Source organism: Bacteroidota bacterium (genome assembly GCA_036522515.1).
GTDB lineage: Bacteria > Bacteroidota > Ignavibacteria > UBA10030 > SZUA-254 > VBOC01.
Genome location: DATDFQ010000054.1, coordinates 1 through 15,158, shown reverse-complemented (window position 1 = coordinate 15,158; position 15,158 = coordinate 1). Strand labels below are relative to the sequence as shown.

Here is a 15,158-nt window from a genome sequence, read left to right as displayed (position 1 = left end):
GTTTTCAACCATCTCCCATCAGGAGAAAGCTATGGAAGCAGTGACTGTTCTGAACGACGTGGCTTCTCCGGGAAAGGTCTCGAACCATCCAGAGACCGCTGACGCACTGGGCATACGCGAACTGCGTATCACGTTAATCCGGGCAACGAACTACACCGACGACGGGTACCCGATCAAAACGAGGATCGGCGTCATCCGCAGCAACACCCTGACGCAAATGGGCACGCTGACGCGTCATCTTTCCGACTACCCCTTCTTCCGGGGGATTCCTCTCACCGTACGGTTGATCGACGAGGCCATCGAGCGGGTCCCGGCCAGGGAGATCATTGCGCAGGCGGCGCTTCCCGGCGTCCGCTCGATCGTCATGCTTGTCGGCGTCCAATCGAATCAGTACCCGCGCGCTCTCGATATCGCATCGTGGTTCCTTCCGCACAAGATCCCCGTCCTCATCGGGGGCTTCCATGTGAGCGGAATGCTCTCGATGATCGGACTCACATCCGACCTGAGGGACGCGATGGAGAAGGGGATCGTTCTCGTGGCGGGCGAAGTGGAAGGAAACCGGCTTCCGGACATCATCGAGGACGTGATCTGCGGCAGCGCCGAGCCGCTCTACAATTTCCTGAAGGAAACCCCCGACCTCTCCGACCTCCCGATTCCCCGTCTGACAAAGTCCGACCTGAAGGGATTTGCCTCTCCGTTCAGCACGATCGATACGGGGCGCGGCTGCGTCTTCACGTGCGAGTTTTGCACGATCATCAACGTGCAGGGAAGGACGATGCGGTGCCGGGACCCCTTGCAGGTCGTCGAGTTTGTCCGGGAGAGCTACCGCGAAGCCGGGATCGCGCATTGTTTCTTTACGGACGACAACATCGCCCGGAACCCGCGCTGGCGCGAGCTGTTTGCGGGGCTGATCCGGCTGCGGGAGGAGGAGAAAATCCCCTTCACCTTCATGATGCAGAGCGATCTGGCCGCCCGGAAAATTCCCGGGGGCGATTTCTTTGTGCTCGCGAGCCGGGCCGGCTGCAATCAGGTCTTTTTCGGCGTCGAGAGCGTGAATCGCGAAAACCTCCGCTCGCAGGAGAAGTTCCAGAACCAGGTGTCGGAGTATCAGGCTCTCGTAGCGCACTGCCATGAGCAGGGTATCGCCTGCCACGCCGGGTATATCCTCGGGCTGCCCTACGACACTCCGGCGCACATTTCCGAGAATATCGCGGAGCTGCAGCAGATCGGCTTCGACTCCGCCTCCTTCTATATTCTTACCCCCCTTCCGGGTTCCAGGGATCATCAGCGGTGGTGGCAGGAACGGAGATGGATGGATCCGGATTTCAACACGTATGACTCCGCCCACGTTTCCGTCAACCCGGAACGGATGACGGGGGAGGAACTCATGGCGGCGTACCGCCGGACGTGGGACCAGTTCTATTCGACCGAGCATATGGTCAACGTGCTCAAGACGTGGCGTCACGACTGGAACTACTACTGGGACAGGCTCTTTTTCTTCGCCTGGTATCTCTATGCCTCGAGAATTGAGCGCTTGCATCCGATGAACTGCGGCTTCTGGACGGTCCGCCACCGGAACGACCGGCGGGCGGGGCTTCCCGTCGAGGGTCTCATCCCCTTCTGGTGGGGGCGGTTCGTATCAGCCGGCAGGCGCTTCAAGGGAATTCTTCGGCTCTTCTTCCAGCTTGAGGAAGTGTGGCTCAGGAGCAGGCCAAAGAGCGCGATCGAGGAAGCCCTTCACGAACGCGTCCGCAAAGCCAAGAAGGATATCGCCGACTGGCGCGACCTCAAGGCGAAGGAGCTTGTGACGATTTATGAAAAACTACATGTCGAGATGCCGGAGGTGAAAGTTCCTTCCGTGCTCTCCTTGTGGTTCCGCAAAAGAAATCCGTTCGCCGCCGCCTATACCCGGGCCTACGTCCAGAGGATCTGGCGCCGCTGGTACATGCATCTCTGGAACCCGTTGAAATGGGCCGAGGTGTGGGTCTTTGAAGGTGTGAACGGTCTCCGTTTCCTAACCTACTTGTTCCTTGTGGGGAGATAAGCAAGAGGGAATTCCACGGCGGGGCAGCCGGACGCCCCGCCCGCCCGGACCGGGCGAGACAGGCGGATCGTAGGCATGCCGGCCGAACCGAAAAGATCCTCTGAATCGGCACTGAAGGGTCTCAGGCTCATCTTCCGCACGCTGGCCTACCGGAATTACCGCCTCTTTTTCGGCGGACAGATCATTTCGCTCACCGGAACCTGGATGCAGCAGGTGGCGCTGATCTGGCTCGTCTACCGGATGACAAATTCCCCCTTCCTCCTGGGACTGGTGGGATTCTCGGGACAGATGCCCTCCTTCCTCCTGAGCCCGTTCGCCGGCGTCATCGCGGACCGGTTCAACAAGCACCGCATCCTCGTCATCACGCAATCGCTCTCCATGCTCCAGGCGTCCGTCCTCGCCGCGCTCACGCTCACCGGCAGCCTGGCCGTCTGGCATATCCTTGCGCTGAGCATCTTCCTCGGCGTCATCAATGCATTTGACGTGCCGACCCGGCAGTCGTTCCTTCTCGACATGATCGAAAACCGGGACGATATTTCGAACGCGATCGCGCTGAACTCCTCGATGTTCAATGCCGCCCGGCTTGTGGGACCGTCGATCGCCGGAATCATCATCGCCACGCTCGGGGAGGGCCTCTGTTTTCTGCTCAATGCGGTGAGTTATCTTGCGGTGATCGGCGCCCTGCTTGCGATGAAGATCACCCGCCGGCCGCCGGTGAAGAAACCGGAAGGGGTCCTGTCCGGATTCGCGGAAGGGTTCCGGTACGTGTTTCGGTTTAAGCCGATCAGGAGCATTCTGCTCCTCCTCGCTCTCATCAGCCTCATGGGGATGCCCTACTCCACGCTCATGCCGATCTTTGCGAGGGACATCCTTCACGGAGGCGCGCATACGCTCGGGTTTCTCATGGGAGCAACCGGCGTCGGCGCCCTGACCGGCGCGCTGATACTCGCTTCCCGGAAGAACGCCGTCGGACTGACCCGGTGGATCCCCGCCGCCGCGGGACTCTTTGGCGCCGGCCTCGTCGCTTTTTCGCTCTCTGCCACGACGTGGCTGTCGGTCGGCCTCCTGTTCATCGTCGGGCTGGGCCTGATGGTGCAAATGGCGTCGAGCAACACGATCCTTCAGACGATCGCAGAGGACGACAAGAGGGGGCGTGTGATGAGCTTCTACGCCGTGTCGTTCATGGGCATGGCGCCGTTCGGGAGCCTGCTCGCCGGAAGTCTCGCCGGAACGATCGGAGCCCCGGGCACCCTCCTGATCAGCGGGTGCGCCTGCCTCGCCGGGACCATCGTCTTCACCGCGAAGCTTCCCGCGATCCGGAAGCAGATTCGACCCATCTACGTCAAACTGGGCCTCGTCCCGGAATTCAAGGGAGGCGCGATAAGGATGACGGAAGTGGCGATTCCGCCCGAGCAGTGAGTTTGCTATCGAGGGGAATTAATGCTACCTTCCAAGGTTCAATTGAACGATCGCACCGAGCGGTTTTTCCGTGCTTCCCGCCGTAGGACTCTCAGCATAGCAGATGACAGGTCCTCCTCTGGTTCCCCGCTGCGGGCTTAGTCCACAGTTGTACACTCACCCACTCAGGAGGTTCACATGAGACTCTACGTCGGAAATTTGTCGAGAGATGTCACAGAAGAGGATTTGAAGGAAGCGTTTCAGGCTTTCGGTCAGATCGCCGAGGCGACGATCGTGAAGGATCGTTTCAACAGCGTCTCAAAAGGGTTTGCCTTTGTCGAAATGCCGGTCGAAGCGGAAGCGAAGGCCGCCATCGAGGCGCTGCACGGTAAAGAATTGAAAGGGCGGTCGCTCGATGTCAACGAAGCGAGACCCCGTCCCGAGCGTTCATCGCGCGGCGGCTACGGCGGCGACAACCGCGGCGGCGGCGGGCGTAGAGGCGGCGGCGGACGAAGGTCCTGGTAACCGGATCCGGGGGTTTGTAACGGCAACGCTCTCCGGGCCGGCTCCCTGATGGGAGGCCGGTTCTGCGGCGGGCGGGGGTTTGACGACGGTGGATGAGTGTTGTGAACATGGGGGTGGAGCGCCTTCGCCGCTGGCAGGGCAGAGCTCCCGTCCCACGAATGATCACTGGAGGAAACCATGAATATTCATGTCGGCAATCTGCCCCTCGATGTCACCGAGCAGGAATTACGGACACTCTTCGAACCGTCCGGCACGATTGAATCGATCGATATCATCTCGAACCTCCGCACGCACGAACCGCTCGGGTACGGCTTTGTGGTCATGCAAACCGATGAGGGGGGAAAGCACGCGATCGAAACGCTGAACGGAACCAACCTGAGGGGGAAGGCGATCACGGTCGCCCCGGCGAACAGGCCGGGAGGACGAAGAAAGTCTTCGTTCAGGAAGCCCCGCCCTCAGTGAACGTATGGCCGCGGGTCATCCACCAGAACTGATCCCACCCGTAAAGCACACCTCTTCGACGGCGAACGCGCCAGGCCCCATGCGGTTGAACACCTTCCGGACCCCGGCGACACTCCTCATCTTTTTCCTGGCCTTCTTCGCGATTACCACCCTTGCGGGATGCGCGAAGAGCGAACCGCAAAAAAACCGGACCGCTCATCTGGGGGGAAATACGCTCGCCGAGACGATCGCCGACAACCGGGCGCGCCTCCTCGCCATCCAGGGCGTCTTGAAAGTGGAGGCGGCTGATTGCGGCATCGATTCGTGCATCAAAGTCACAGTCGATCATAAGACCGCAATCCTCAACGCCCAGATCCCCATGATGCTTGAAACCTACCAGGTAAACGTCGTCGAAGCGGCGAGGTAGCCGCAGCCTTCAGGCTGCGGTCCGCGACCTGATTGTCGCGTCCAGCGTGCGGCGTAAACCTCAGACGAAGCTCCTCCTTATGTGACATCGAAGTCCCACCCGCCCATCCGGTCTCCCAACCGGTGAGGCGGAGATTCCACAACACCTCCCGTATATCCCCTCTCACGCCCAAATTCTCACCCGCGGAATTGTGGTACAACTCTTGCCTCTCTGTTCAGCTGGTAGGGTTCGCCCAACCAAACGAGAATACATCGATCACAAATCGATCCGGTACGGAAGTATCGGACGAGGGGGAGATATGAAGCGAACAGCAGTGTTGTACATGTTCATCGCCCTGGCGAGTATCGTCTCCGGGCTCGCCGGATGCAAGGGGGATTCTCCGTCGGACGGGTCCGGCGGCACACCCCCGGGAACCCCGCCGGCGAACACATTCGTCATGCAGCCGATGAGTTTCAGTCCGAGCAGCATGACGGTCGCGATAGGGACTGTCGTCACGTGGAAGAACAGCGACGGCATCGCGCACACTTCGACGAGCGACACTCCGGGGTTGTGGGACACGGGGAACATGAATCCGGGGACGAGCAAGACGACGACCTTCAACACCGCGGGGACGTTCGGGTTCCACTGCACGTATCATGCCGCCATGGGAATGACCGGAACGATCACGGTGCACTAAAGCGGGCGGCGCGCCCCGCTCGCGCCGCCGGTATCCGTTTACATGTAGCGTGAGGAGTTCCACATATGCGAGCAGTGTTATCCCTTGTCGCCCTCCTGGCTCTCTCCGCCCAGGCGATTTCTCAGACGACGCACACCGTCGTGGCCTCGGGATTCACGTTTTCTCCCGATAGCATCTTCATCGCGCCCGGCGATAGCGTCCAGTTTAGTCTCGGATCGACCATCCACAATGCCGCGCAGGTGGACAAGCCGGTATGGGATGCCAACGGCACCACCTCAAACGGCGGGTTCATGGTCCCCTTCGGCGGAGGCACGATCGGCCTGGCCGACACCGGGATCTACTATTACGTCTGTCAGAACCACGCCCCGATGGGAATGAAAGGGATCATTCGCGTCGGCGTCCTCGCCGCGCCGAATTCGATCACGGTCGAGAGCATGGCCGACCAGGACGGAAGCCTTGCGACAACCGGCGACCGTATGCTGAAAAACTGGCGCCTGAAGCTCTACAAGGACTCCGTCGGCTCGGGGATTGTCGTCGATTCCGCGGGCTCGGAGAGCTCGATCACTGCGACGAACCTTCCGGCGGGAACGTACGTAGCGGTCGAAGCGGACAGCCTTCCGTGGAGCCACATCTCGGTAAGCGTCGACGGGGTCTCCCAGGGCCCGACCTCCCTTCATCAATGGCCGGTGACCGTGAGCTCCGGGGAGGACCGCACGATCGACTTCATCAATTTCGCGCCTCATACGATCATCAATTCCGGATTCACGTTCGTTCCGGACAGTTTCACCATTCCGGCGGGAGATACCATCCATTTTGTTCTGGAAATGATGCACACGGCCAGGGAGGTGAGCCAGTCGACGTGGCTTGCCAACGATACGGTCTCCAATGGAGGGTTCGATCTCCGCTTCGGGGGCGGTAGCGCGGTTCTCAACACGCTCGGCATGCACTACTATATCTGTATTCCCCACGCCCCGATCGGGATGAAGGGAAGAATTCTCGTCGCATCCCCGGGATCGTTTTTCACCGTTCACCGGAATGTCGCGGCCGGATGGAACATGGTCTCGCTCCCGGTCGACGCGACCGACCGGCACGTGACGGCGCTCTACCCCAACGCCGTTTCGCGCGCGTTCGCGTACCAGGGGTCCTACACTCCCGAGACAATTCTTTCGGCCGGCGCCGGCTATTGGCTGAAGTTCAACACCGGTCAAACGGTTTCCGTGACCGGATTCCCTGTCGTGCGCGATACCATCGACGCCTTGAAGGGATGGAACATGGTCGGCTCTATCGCGTTCCCGCGGGCGAGCGCGTCGGTTGTTTCGAACCCGTCCGGAATTATCAATTCGCCCTTCTTCGGGTTCAGCGGCTCCTATTTTGTCGCCGACACGATTCTGCCCGGGTTCGGCTACTGGGTGCGTCTGAGCGAGCAGGGGAAACTGATTATAGATACTTCATCCGCCGCCGCGACCCCGCGCACGCTGAGCGAGGGCAACTTCCTCGGTGGTGCGAGCCGTCTGGTCATTCGCGACGCCGCGGACCATGAGCGAACGCTCTATGTCGTGGAAGAAGGCCCGGATACCGATCCGCCCCCCTCGTTCGCCGAGCTCCCGCCCCTCCCGCCGCAGGGTGCGTTCGACGTACGGTTCGCGTCGGGCCAATCGTTGAAGATCCTGCGCGCGCACGAATCGGGTGAATTTCCGGTGTTGCTCTCGTCTGTCTCCTACCCGATCGATCTCAGCTGGGCGATGAATTCGCCGGGAAGGGGAATCCTTCTTAGGCTGGACGGGAAGTCGATCGGGCTCACCGGGACGGGCTCAATCCGGATCACGGCGGCGGTCGGCAGGATGTCCCTCGCCGTGGTGAACGCTCCGTCCTTGCCCGTGGAGTACGCTCTCTCGGATGCTTACCCCAACCCGTTCAATCCGGCGACGGTCATCGGGTACAGCCTCCCGGCTCAAAGCCGGGTGCTTGTCCGGGTTTATAATATCCTGGGACAGCTCATTACAACCCTCGTCGATGCCACCGAGGGGGCGGGGCAAAAGTTTGTATCGTGGGATGCGGGCGAAAAGGCGAGCGGGCTCTACTTCGTCAGGCTCGACGCGACCGCCGCAACCGGGCCCGTTCGCTCCTTCACGCGGGCGATCAAGGTGGTCCTGCAGAAATGATGGCAGGTCGCGCCTACCGATGCCTTGGCCTTGGTAGCCGCAGCCTTTAGGCTGCGGTCCGCGACCTGAAGGTCGCGCCTGCAGAAATGATAGCCAGATCGGTAGCCGCAGCCTTTAGGCTGCGGTCCGCGACCTGAAGGTCGCGGACTACCGGATGATAAACGAGATGTATTATTTTGCGATCTGTTTGGATGGAAACGACAAAGATTAAAATCAGGATGGAGATTTTCGGGATCCTCCTCTTCGCCGCGGTGGCCGGGTCCGTCTTTACAGGCGCGGGGTTCGGAGGCGATAACAAGAGAGTTCAATCTCCGGACAGGGAGCGTGCCCTCCCCCCGGTCTCGTTCAAACGGGATGTCATGCCGGTGTTCCGGCGATACTGCCTCTCCTGCCACAACGAGGAAGCGGGTAATCCGAGCGAGTTCGTCCCGGATAGTTACGAGAGCGTCATGAAGAATGCAAAACATGGCCCTGTGGTGGTGGCCGGACAACCCGATTCGAGTCATCTGTTGCAGAAGATGAGTCCGAGCCCCCCATTCGGCGATCCGATGCCGCTCAAGGCAAAGAGACCGTTTCCGAAGGACACGCTCCAACTGCTGTGGCGCTGGATCAAGGAAGGGGCAAAAAATAACTAGAGACGATGGAACCACTGCGCGGTCCCGGATCGTCTCAGGGGTGCTGTGGGTTAGCTGGATGGTGAGTGAGAGAGCGAATGCCCGTTGAATCTCAAAGGGGAAAAGAGTACATTCTCCTAAATTGAGACCCGGGCATTGCGACGCTTCCCACAGCACCTTCTTTTGATTTCTCCGCGCAGGCGAAGCGACTTCCTCTCCGGCTGCCTTCTCGGAGCGCTCGGGTCCTTTTTTTTCTTCGCGGTCTCCCGCACGGACGCTCAACCGGTGACGGGTTCGATTCGCGGAACAATTCTGCTCCCGGAGACGAACGAATTCATGGAGGAGTTGCTGCGGGAGCGGTCGCTTACCCGGTACGAGATGCACCTCCACGGTTCAAACGAGCCTGTCGAGCCGTACCGTCCGTCGGAGACGGCGGTCGTCTATCTTGAAGCGGTTCCCGCACCGGCCGGCGGTTACGATCCCCCCGCCGCTCACCCGCAGCTGAACCAGTCGCAGATGCTCTTCCGCCCTCTGGTGTTGCCCGTTCTTGTCGGATCGACTGTGGACTTCCCCAACAACGACAACCTGTTCCACAACGTCTTCTCGTATTCGCAGCCGAGGGAATTCGACCTTGGGCGCTACCCCCGCGGACAACTGAGATCGGTGCGTTTCGACCGGACAGGCGTGGTGAACGTCTACTGCGATATTCATTCCTACATGTACGCGACGATTCTCGTCCTCGAGAATCCCTATTACGCCGTCCCCGATGAGGACGGCTCCTATACCATTGAAAACGTCCCGGCCGGCTCCTACAAGCTCGTCTTCTGGTACGGAAGGAAGAAAGTCAGCGCGAAATCCGTGACGGTCGAGGAGAAGAAAACGACGGTGGTGAACCTTGGATTCTAAGACGATCCTCCGCGCTCTGGTCCTACTGACCGGAACTCTTGCCGCGTTCGTCCATTCCCCCGGCCAGCTCCGCCTGAGCGGCCAGGCCTCCGCGGCGTATGTCAAGTCCGACGCCGGGTACTCTCAATACATCATCGATCAGGGGAGGCCGACGTTCGCCTGGCGCTTCGATCTGTTCGCCGACGCGGCGATCAGCGAACATATCTTCTTTTACAGCAACGTACGGATGCTTCAGGACCAGGTCGTCCATGTCGATCTCTTCTCGCTGAAATTTGCCGACCTGACCCCGGCTGAGATCAATATCGAAGCGGGAGAAATCGACCTTCCGTTCGGCAACCTGGGGGAACGGCGGTTCCCGAGGACGAACCCCTTTTACAACCTTCCCCTCCTCCACGAGCATCTGACATCCTTGCGCAGCTCGAATTACGCCCTCTGGCCTTTCGATTCCAGGTACACCGCCGGAGGCGATGGGATCCCGATACTCGACCAGGGTCTCTACGATCTCGGCGTGAAGCTCTACGGCGGTCTCGGGATGTTCGACTACTGGGTCGCGCTCACGAACGGGATGCTGAGCGCCACAAGCACATACTCATCGAGCTATGGTTCATCGGGCTTGAACACCAAACGCGGGCTCGGAACAATTGCCAGGCTGGCCGCGACGCCTGTCACCGCGCTCACGATCGGGAGCTCGTATGCGACCGGTCCCTTCATCAGAGAGTACGGCGCATATTTCTACGGGGTACAGTCGTCCGATATTCAACAGCATGCAGTCGAGGGCGACATCGATTTCACACTCGAACATTTCTCCCTCTATGCGGAAGTGGTCCGCAACATCTGGACGTTTTATGACGCGCTCGGATATGACCTTACCGCCACCGGCTATTCGGTCGAGGGGCGGTATACGCTTGTCCCGAGGTTGACGCTCGCGGCCAGGGCGGGCGAGATTTTCTTTGACCAGATACGCGTGAATTCTCAGCTGGTCCCGAACGAGTCCTATCTGGTCAAGTGGGACCGGGATATTCTCCGCATCGAGGGCGCCCTGGGGTACCGCCTGGACCGCTCGGCTCTCGTGAAACTCATCTACGTGTCGAACACCGAGATCGGCGTCACCGAAGACCCCCCGGACAATAGTCTGATCATCCAGGCGGTTGTGAGTTTCTAGCGGGTGCCCGATGAAAATCCGCAGCAAAATCCTCCTCGCGATCTGGGGCTCGGTCCTCGTTCTGCTGCTGATCACCTATTTCATCGTGAAGTACTGGACTCAGGTCCAGGTGGAGGCCCGTTCGACCGAAGCCCTCCGCAGCAACTATACCACACTGCGCGAGCTGACCTCCCTGAGATCCGAAGAGATTGCAAAATCGTGCGAGATTGTCGCCGAAACCCCCCGCCTCAAGGCGGTCGTCGAGATACGGGATCCCAACACCGCCACGCAGCTTTCGGAGGAACTGAACAAGAGCCTGATGAGCGATCTCCTCCTGGTGAAGGACGCACGGGGGAAGTTGCTGGTCCGGATTGTCGACGGAAAGCCCGACATCGCGCGCACGCCCGTCCGCGATGACGCCGGATTGCCGGCCGGAACCGTAGCGTCGCCGCAGGACGTGCGATTCCTGAACGGAGCCATCTACCGTTGCGCGACAGCCCCGATCACCGTCGGGCCGGATACGCTCGGCTCTCTCACGCTCGGTTTTCGCATCGAGAGATCGGACCTCGATGCGATCAAGGCGATGACCAACAGCGATGTTGTTCTGCTCCACGGCGACTCGATCGTGAGTTCGACCCTGCCCGGTGATGCGGAAGCGGCATTCTCGGAGTGGATCCGGGCCGCGGGCGCTTCCGGGGCTCGCGCCGTTCTGGATGCTCCGCAGCCGGACGAGACGACCGTCGCGTCCATCGCGACGGCGAACGATCAATACCTCGGCAAATCATTTCTGATCGGAGGCAACCGGTTGGAATCACGCGTTCCGATCGTGATCGTCGTCCTCAGGCCTGTCGCGCGGGAGGTTCAGGCCGCGCTGAAACCCGTCTTCAACGCGTTTTTTGTCCTTTCGATACTTGTGTTGCTTGTGACGGCGGCGCTCGGCTTCGTGATCTCGCAGGGCATCACACACCCGATCGCCGCGCTCGTGCGCGGAACCGGCGAGATCAGCCGGGGCAACTACGACTATGCGATCGCGGTCGGAAGCGACAAGGAAATACGGTTTCTCGCCGAGAAGTTCACCGAGATGAGCCTCGCCTTGAAGGACAAGATGAACCAGCTCGCGGTCCGCAATTCGGAAATGGAGGAAGCCCTCCGCCAGCTGAAGGAGATGCAGACCGAACTGGTAAAATCGGAACGCCTCGCGGCGACCGGAAAGCTCACGGCACAGCTTTCCCACGAGATCAACAACCCGGTTCACAACATACAGAGCTGTCTTCAGACGCTCCTGAAGAGGTTCAACGAGCCCGGAACGGACGCCCGGGGGCGGGAGCTGCTGGACACCGCGCTCGAAGAAGTCACGCGGCTCGCACGGTTGACGCGTCAAATGCTCGACGTCTACCGCACCTCGATGGTGGAAATCGAACGCGAACCCCTTTCCCTTAACGACGTGATCCAGGACGTCGTCTCGACCTCCGCCGAGGTCTTCCGGAAGCAACGGATCGGCGTCAATCTCTCGCTCGACCCGTCTCTCCCGCCGGTCCAGGGTTCGAGGGATAAACTCAAGCAGGTCTTTCTCAATCTCTTTCTCAACGCCAAGGACGCGATGCCGGGGGGCGGAACGCTGACGGTCCAGACCTGCGCCCGGAACGGCGCCGTAATCGCCCAGGTGGAAGACACCGGCGTCGGTATCCCGCCCGAGAACATCAACCGGGTCTTCGACGCGTTTTTCACCACCAAGAGCAAGGTCAGCGGCGTGGGCCTCGGACTTTCGGTCACCTACGGCATTATCAGGCAACATGCGGGAAGCATCTCTGTCAAGAGCAGCGCGGGAAAAGGGGCCGCCTTCAGCGTGACGCTCCCCGCCATCCAATAACCGGAACGAACCATGGAACGGAAAAAGGCTCAGATACTGATCGTCGACGACGACAAGGCATTCCGCGTCGCCACCGTCGCGCTCCTTCAGGACGAGGGGTACGGGGTCACGGCCGCGACGAACGGAGACGAAGCGACGAAGCAGATAAGCGAAAGGAAATTCGATCTCATCCTTTCGGATCTCGTCATGGAGGGAATGAACGGCATCGAGCTCCTCCGGCACATCAAGCAGGAAACCCCCGACGCCACCGTCATGATGGTAACCGGGTTCGGGTCCGTCCAAACGGCCGTCGAGGCGATGCGGCACGGCGCCTACGACTATCTCCTCAAGCCGTGCAATAACGATGAACTATTGATCAAGGTGCGCCGGGCGCTCGGTGAGAGGGAAAAGACGGAAGAGCTGGAGCGGCTCCGCAGCCTGCTGGAATCCACGGCAAACTTTTCGAATATCATCAGCCAGAATTCGAAAATGAAGGAGGTCTTCAAGCTGGTGCGCCAGGTCGCCGGCACGGATGTGACGGTGCTTGTCCTGGGAGATACCGGCACCGGAAAGGAGCTCATCGCGAAGGCGATCCATCTGAACAGCCAGAGGAAGGAGAAACCGTTCGTGGTCGTCCAGTGCTCGGCGATTCCAGAGACCCTCCTGGAGAGCGAGCTCTTCGGTTACGAACGGGGCGCCTTCACCGGCGCTGCCCGGCCCCGGATGGGCAAGTTTGAGGAGGCGAACGGCGGCACGATCTTCCTCGACGAGATTTCCGACGTTCCGCTTGATCTCCAGACAAAACTCCTCCGCATCCTGCAGGACAAGCAGGTCGTGCGGCTCGGCAGCAACACGACGATGACCGCCGATGTGAGAATCATAGCCGCCACCAACCGGGACCTCGACGTGATGGTCTCCCAGGGAAAGTTCCGCGACGACCTCCTCTACCGGCTGAACGTCTTTCCGATCGCGCTTCCCCCGCTCCGCGAGCGCCTCGACGATATTCCCCTCCTGGCGGAGTTCTTTCTGCAGAAGCATCAGTCGCTCGCCCGGCAGCCCATCACCGGTTTCGCTCCGGCGGTGATTCATGCGATGATGAACGACGCCTGGAAGGGCAACATCCGGGAAATGGAGAACCTCATCAAGCGCGCAATTATTAAAACCGACGGGAACCTCATCACCTCGATCGAGCTTCCGTCGATGATGAAGGGTTCCGGGGGCAGGGACGACGGCACGGCGATCCCCTCGTCCGCCGCCATTCCGTACAAGGAGTACCTCGAGCACGTGACCCGCGACGCCGAGCAGAAATATCTGGTGCGGGTTCTCAGGGAGTGCAAAGGGAACCTCAACCAGGTCGCGAGGATGATGGGAGTCGACCGCAAGACAGTCTACCGCAAGATCGAAGAGAATCAAATCGACGTTTCCAGGTTCAAGGACCAGCACGGTGTTGAAAAAACCTAGTCCGCCCTGAGTCCGGCAGCCCCCGGGCGGGTAAACCGCGCACCGGAAGTCCCACCTTTTCCCCAGTCAGTCCAACCCCTTCCCGCGCCCTGTGGCATGCGCGCCACACGGATCGATCCGTGAAAAAGAATTGTTCCAGATTCCGTACTCCGTTCACCTCTTTTCCATGACATCCCCGATGGCATGGAGTTTGTACCTTCAGTGAACGTTCTTCCTCCCGGCACTTCGGCAGGAATATTTCACTTCACACAAACGATTTGAAAGGAGTTTTCCCATGCATCCCACGCAGAGATTGATCAGGATTGCAGCGGGAGCGCTGGTGGCCGCGCTCTCTCTCCTCTCCGTGCTCGTATCCGGTTGCAGGAGCGATGCAAACACCTCTCCGATTGACGCGTCACTGCTGAGCAAGCAGGCCGCAGCCATGTCCCTGAGAGGGGTCCACCCGGCGCAACAGGTCAACCTTGTCGCAAACAGCGCGAGTTATAATCCGCAGAGGGTCGACGCAGGGCTATTGAACCCCTGGGGGATCGCCATGACACCCACGGGCATCATCTGGATATCCGTAAATCATTCGAGCTCCTCGGTGATCTATGATACCAACGGGATTGAAAAGCGCCCGCTCGTCACCATCCCCACCCACGGCGACAGTATCAACGGTGGCGCGCCGACCGGGGTGGTGTTCAACCCGACGAGCGACTTCGCCATCCCCTCGACCGGCGGGGCGAGCAGATTCATCTTCGCAGGCGAGGACGGAATCATTTCCGCCTGGGGTTCCGGCAATCACGCGATCATCGCGGCCGACCGTTCCGAAGCCGAAGCGGTGTACAAAGGTCTGGCACTGGCCAGCAACGGGGGTCACAACTTCCTCTACGCCACCAACTTCAAGGGCGGCGCCGTCGAGGTCTTCGACGCGCACTTCCAGATGGTCTCCAACCCCGGGTTTCAGGATCCCTCCATCCCTGCGGGATTTGCGCCGTTCGGCATCCAGAACGTCGGAGGAAAACTCTTCGTCACCTATGCAAAGCTGAAGGGGCCCGATAACGAAGACGACGAATCGGGGCCCGGGAACGGATACATCGATATCTACAATCCCGACGGAACGCTTGTCAGCCGTTTTGCGTCCCAGGGAACTCTTAATTCTCCCTGGGCCATCGCGCGTATCCCCGGGGAGGGATTCCGCGGCCTGGAAGACGCCATCCTCGTGGGTAATTTCGGCGACGGGCGGATCAATATCTTCGGCAGCCACGGTAATTTCAGGGGGCAGCTCACGGACAGCGCCCGCCATCCCATCACGATCGCCGGGTTGTGGGCTCTCGCGTTCCGGGCCACGCCGGGATCTCTCGGAGAGGATTCCGGCCAGCCGTCCGGCCGCCTCTTCTTCACCGCAGGGCCTAACGACGAGAACGACGGCATCTTCGGATACCTCGCGAACTTCAATCGGGCCGGCGATCTGGGAGACAACGATCATGACGGTCAGGGAGACGACGATCAGGGAGATGACAATCAGGGTGGGG

13 protein-coding genes are annotated in these 15,158 nt (G+C 60.3%); all 13 read left to right on the top strand.

The genetic code is table 11. The features are described 5' to 3' along the window. The first annotated feature begins 31 nt into the window (after positions 1–31). Positions 32–2,044, top strand: a complete 2,013-nt coding sequence (locus tag VI215_10025) for a radical SAM protein (GenBank protein HEY6192644.1) — start codon at positions 32–34, stop codon at positions 2,042–2,044. A 75-nt stretch (positions 2,045–2,119) separates the two neighbouring features. Next, on the top strand, positions 2,120–3,463 hold the full coding sequence (locus tag VI215_10020) for an MFS transporter (GenBank protein ID HEY6192643.1): 1,344 nt from the start codon (positions 2,120–2,122) through the stop codon (positions 3,461–3,463). Positions 3,464–3,640: 177 nt separating this feature from the next. Next, positions 3,641–3,967, top strand: coding sequence for an RNA-binding protein (locus VI215_10015; GenBank protein HEY6192642.1), 327 nt, complete (start codon positions 3,641–3,643; stop codon positions 3,965–3,967). 177 nt (positions 3,968–4,144) lie between these two features. Further along, complete coding sequence (locus tag VI215_10010; protein HEY6192641.1) at positions 4,145–4,429, top strand: RNA-binding protein; 285 nt, start codon at positions 4,145–4,147, stop codon at positions 4,427–4,429. Positions 4,430–4,508: 79 nt separating this feature from the next. Continuing rightward, on the top strand, positions 4,509–4,835 hold the full coding sequence (locus VI215_10005) for a hypothetical protein (GenBank protein ID HEY6192640.1): 327 nt from the start codon (positions 4,509–4,511) through the stop codon (positions 4,833–4,835). A gap of 298 nt (positions 4,836–5,133) precedes the next feature. Beyond that, complete coding sequence (locus tag VI215_10000; GenBank protein HEY6192639.1) at positions 5,134–5,511, top strand: plastocyanin/azurin family copper-binding protein; 378 nt, start codon at positions 5,134–5,136, stop codon at positions 5,509–5,511. Positions 5,512–5,576: 65 nt separating this feature from the next. Further along, a complete protein-coding gene (locus VI215_09995; protein HEY6192638.1) occupies positions 5,577–7,673 on the top strand; it encodes a plastocyanin/azurin family copper-binding protein in 2,097 nt (698 codons plus the stop codon). 191 nt (positions 7,674–7,864) lie between these two features. After that, complete coding sequence (locus tag VI215_09990) at positions 7,865–8,308, top strand: c-type cytochrome domain-containing protein (GenBank protein HEY6192637.1); 444 nt, start codon at positions 7,865–7,867, stop codon at positions 8,306–8,308. A gap of 135 nt (positions 8,309–8,443) precedes the next feature. After that, entirely contained in the window at positions 8,444–9,193 is a 750-nt protein-coding gene (locus VI215_09985) for a carboxypeptidase regulatory-like domain-containing protein (GenBank protein ID HEY6192636.1), read from the top strand. Further along, entirely contained in the window at positions 9,183–10,355 is a 1,173-nt protein-coding gene (locus tag VI215_09980; protein HEY6192635.1) for a hypothetical protein, read from the top strand. The genes VI215_09985 and VI215_09980 overlap by 11 nt, the downstream gene beginning before the upstream one ends. Before the next feature lie 10 nt (positions 10,356–10,365). Further along, positions 10,366–12,204: an ATP-binding protein gene (locus VI215_09975; GenBank protein ID HEY6192634.1), complete on the top strand. Its 1,839-nt coding sequence runs from the start codon at positions 10,366–10,368 to the stop codon at positions 12,202–12,204. A gap of 12 nt (positions 12,205–12,216) precedes the next feature. Next, complete coding sequence (locus VI215_09970; GenBank protein ID HEY6192633.1) at positions 12,217–13,644, top strand: sigma-54 dependent transcriptional regulator; 1,428 nt, start codon at positions 12,217–12,219, stop codon at positions 13,642–13,644. Between the two features lie 274 nt (positions 13,645–13,918). Continuing rightward, the coding region (locus tag VI215_09965; protein HEY6192632.1) for a TIGR03118 family protein at positions 13,919–15,158 on the top strand (1,240 nt) is incomplete at its 3' end.

What these genes read in the sequence shown, in the direction of transcription:
- VI215_09975 (HEY6192634.1), top strand. Translation starts at nt 10,366, where the DNA reads ATGAAAATCCGCAGCAAAATCCTCCTCGCGATCTGGGGCTCGGTCCTC.
- VI215_10000 (HEY6192639.1), top strand. Translation starts at nt 5,134, where the DNA reads ATGAAGCGAACAGCAGTGTTGTACATGTTCATCGCCCTGGCGAGTATC.
- VI215_10020 (HEY6192643.1), top strand. Translation starts at nt 2,120, where the DNA reads ATGCCGGCCGAACCGAAAAGATCCTCTGAATCGGCACTGAAGGGTCTC.
- VI215_10025 (HEY6192644.1), top strand. Translation starts at nt 32, where the DNA reads ATGGAAGCAGTGACTGTTCTGAACGACGTGGCTTCTCCGGGAAAGGTC.
- VI215_09990 (HEY6192637.1), top strand. Translation starts at nt 7,865, where the DNA reads ATGGAAACGACAAAGATTAAAATCAGGATGGAGATTTTCGGGATCCTC.
- VI215_10005 (HEY6192640.1), top strand. Translation starts at nt 4,509, where the DNA reads ATGCGGTTGAACACCTTCCGGACCCCGGCGACACTCCTCATCTTTTTC.
- VI215_10015 (HEY6192642.1), top strand. Translation starts at nt 3,641, where the DNA reads ATGAGACTCTACGTCGGAAATTTGTCGAGAGATGTCACAGAAGAGGAT.
- VI215_09970 (HEY6192633.1), top strand. Translation starts at nt 12,217, where the DNA reads ATGGAACGGAAAAAGGCTCAGATACTGATCGTCGACGACGACAAGGCA.
- VI215_10010 (HEY6192641.1), top strand. Translation starts at nt 4,145, where the DNA reads ATGAATATTCATGTCGGCAATCTGCCCCTCGATGTCACCGAGCAGGAA.
- VI215_09995 (HEY6192638.1), top strand. Translation starts at nt 5,577, where the DNA reads ATGCGAGCAGTGTTATCCCTTGTCGCCCTCCTGGCTCTCTCCGCCCAG.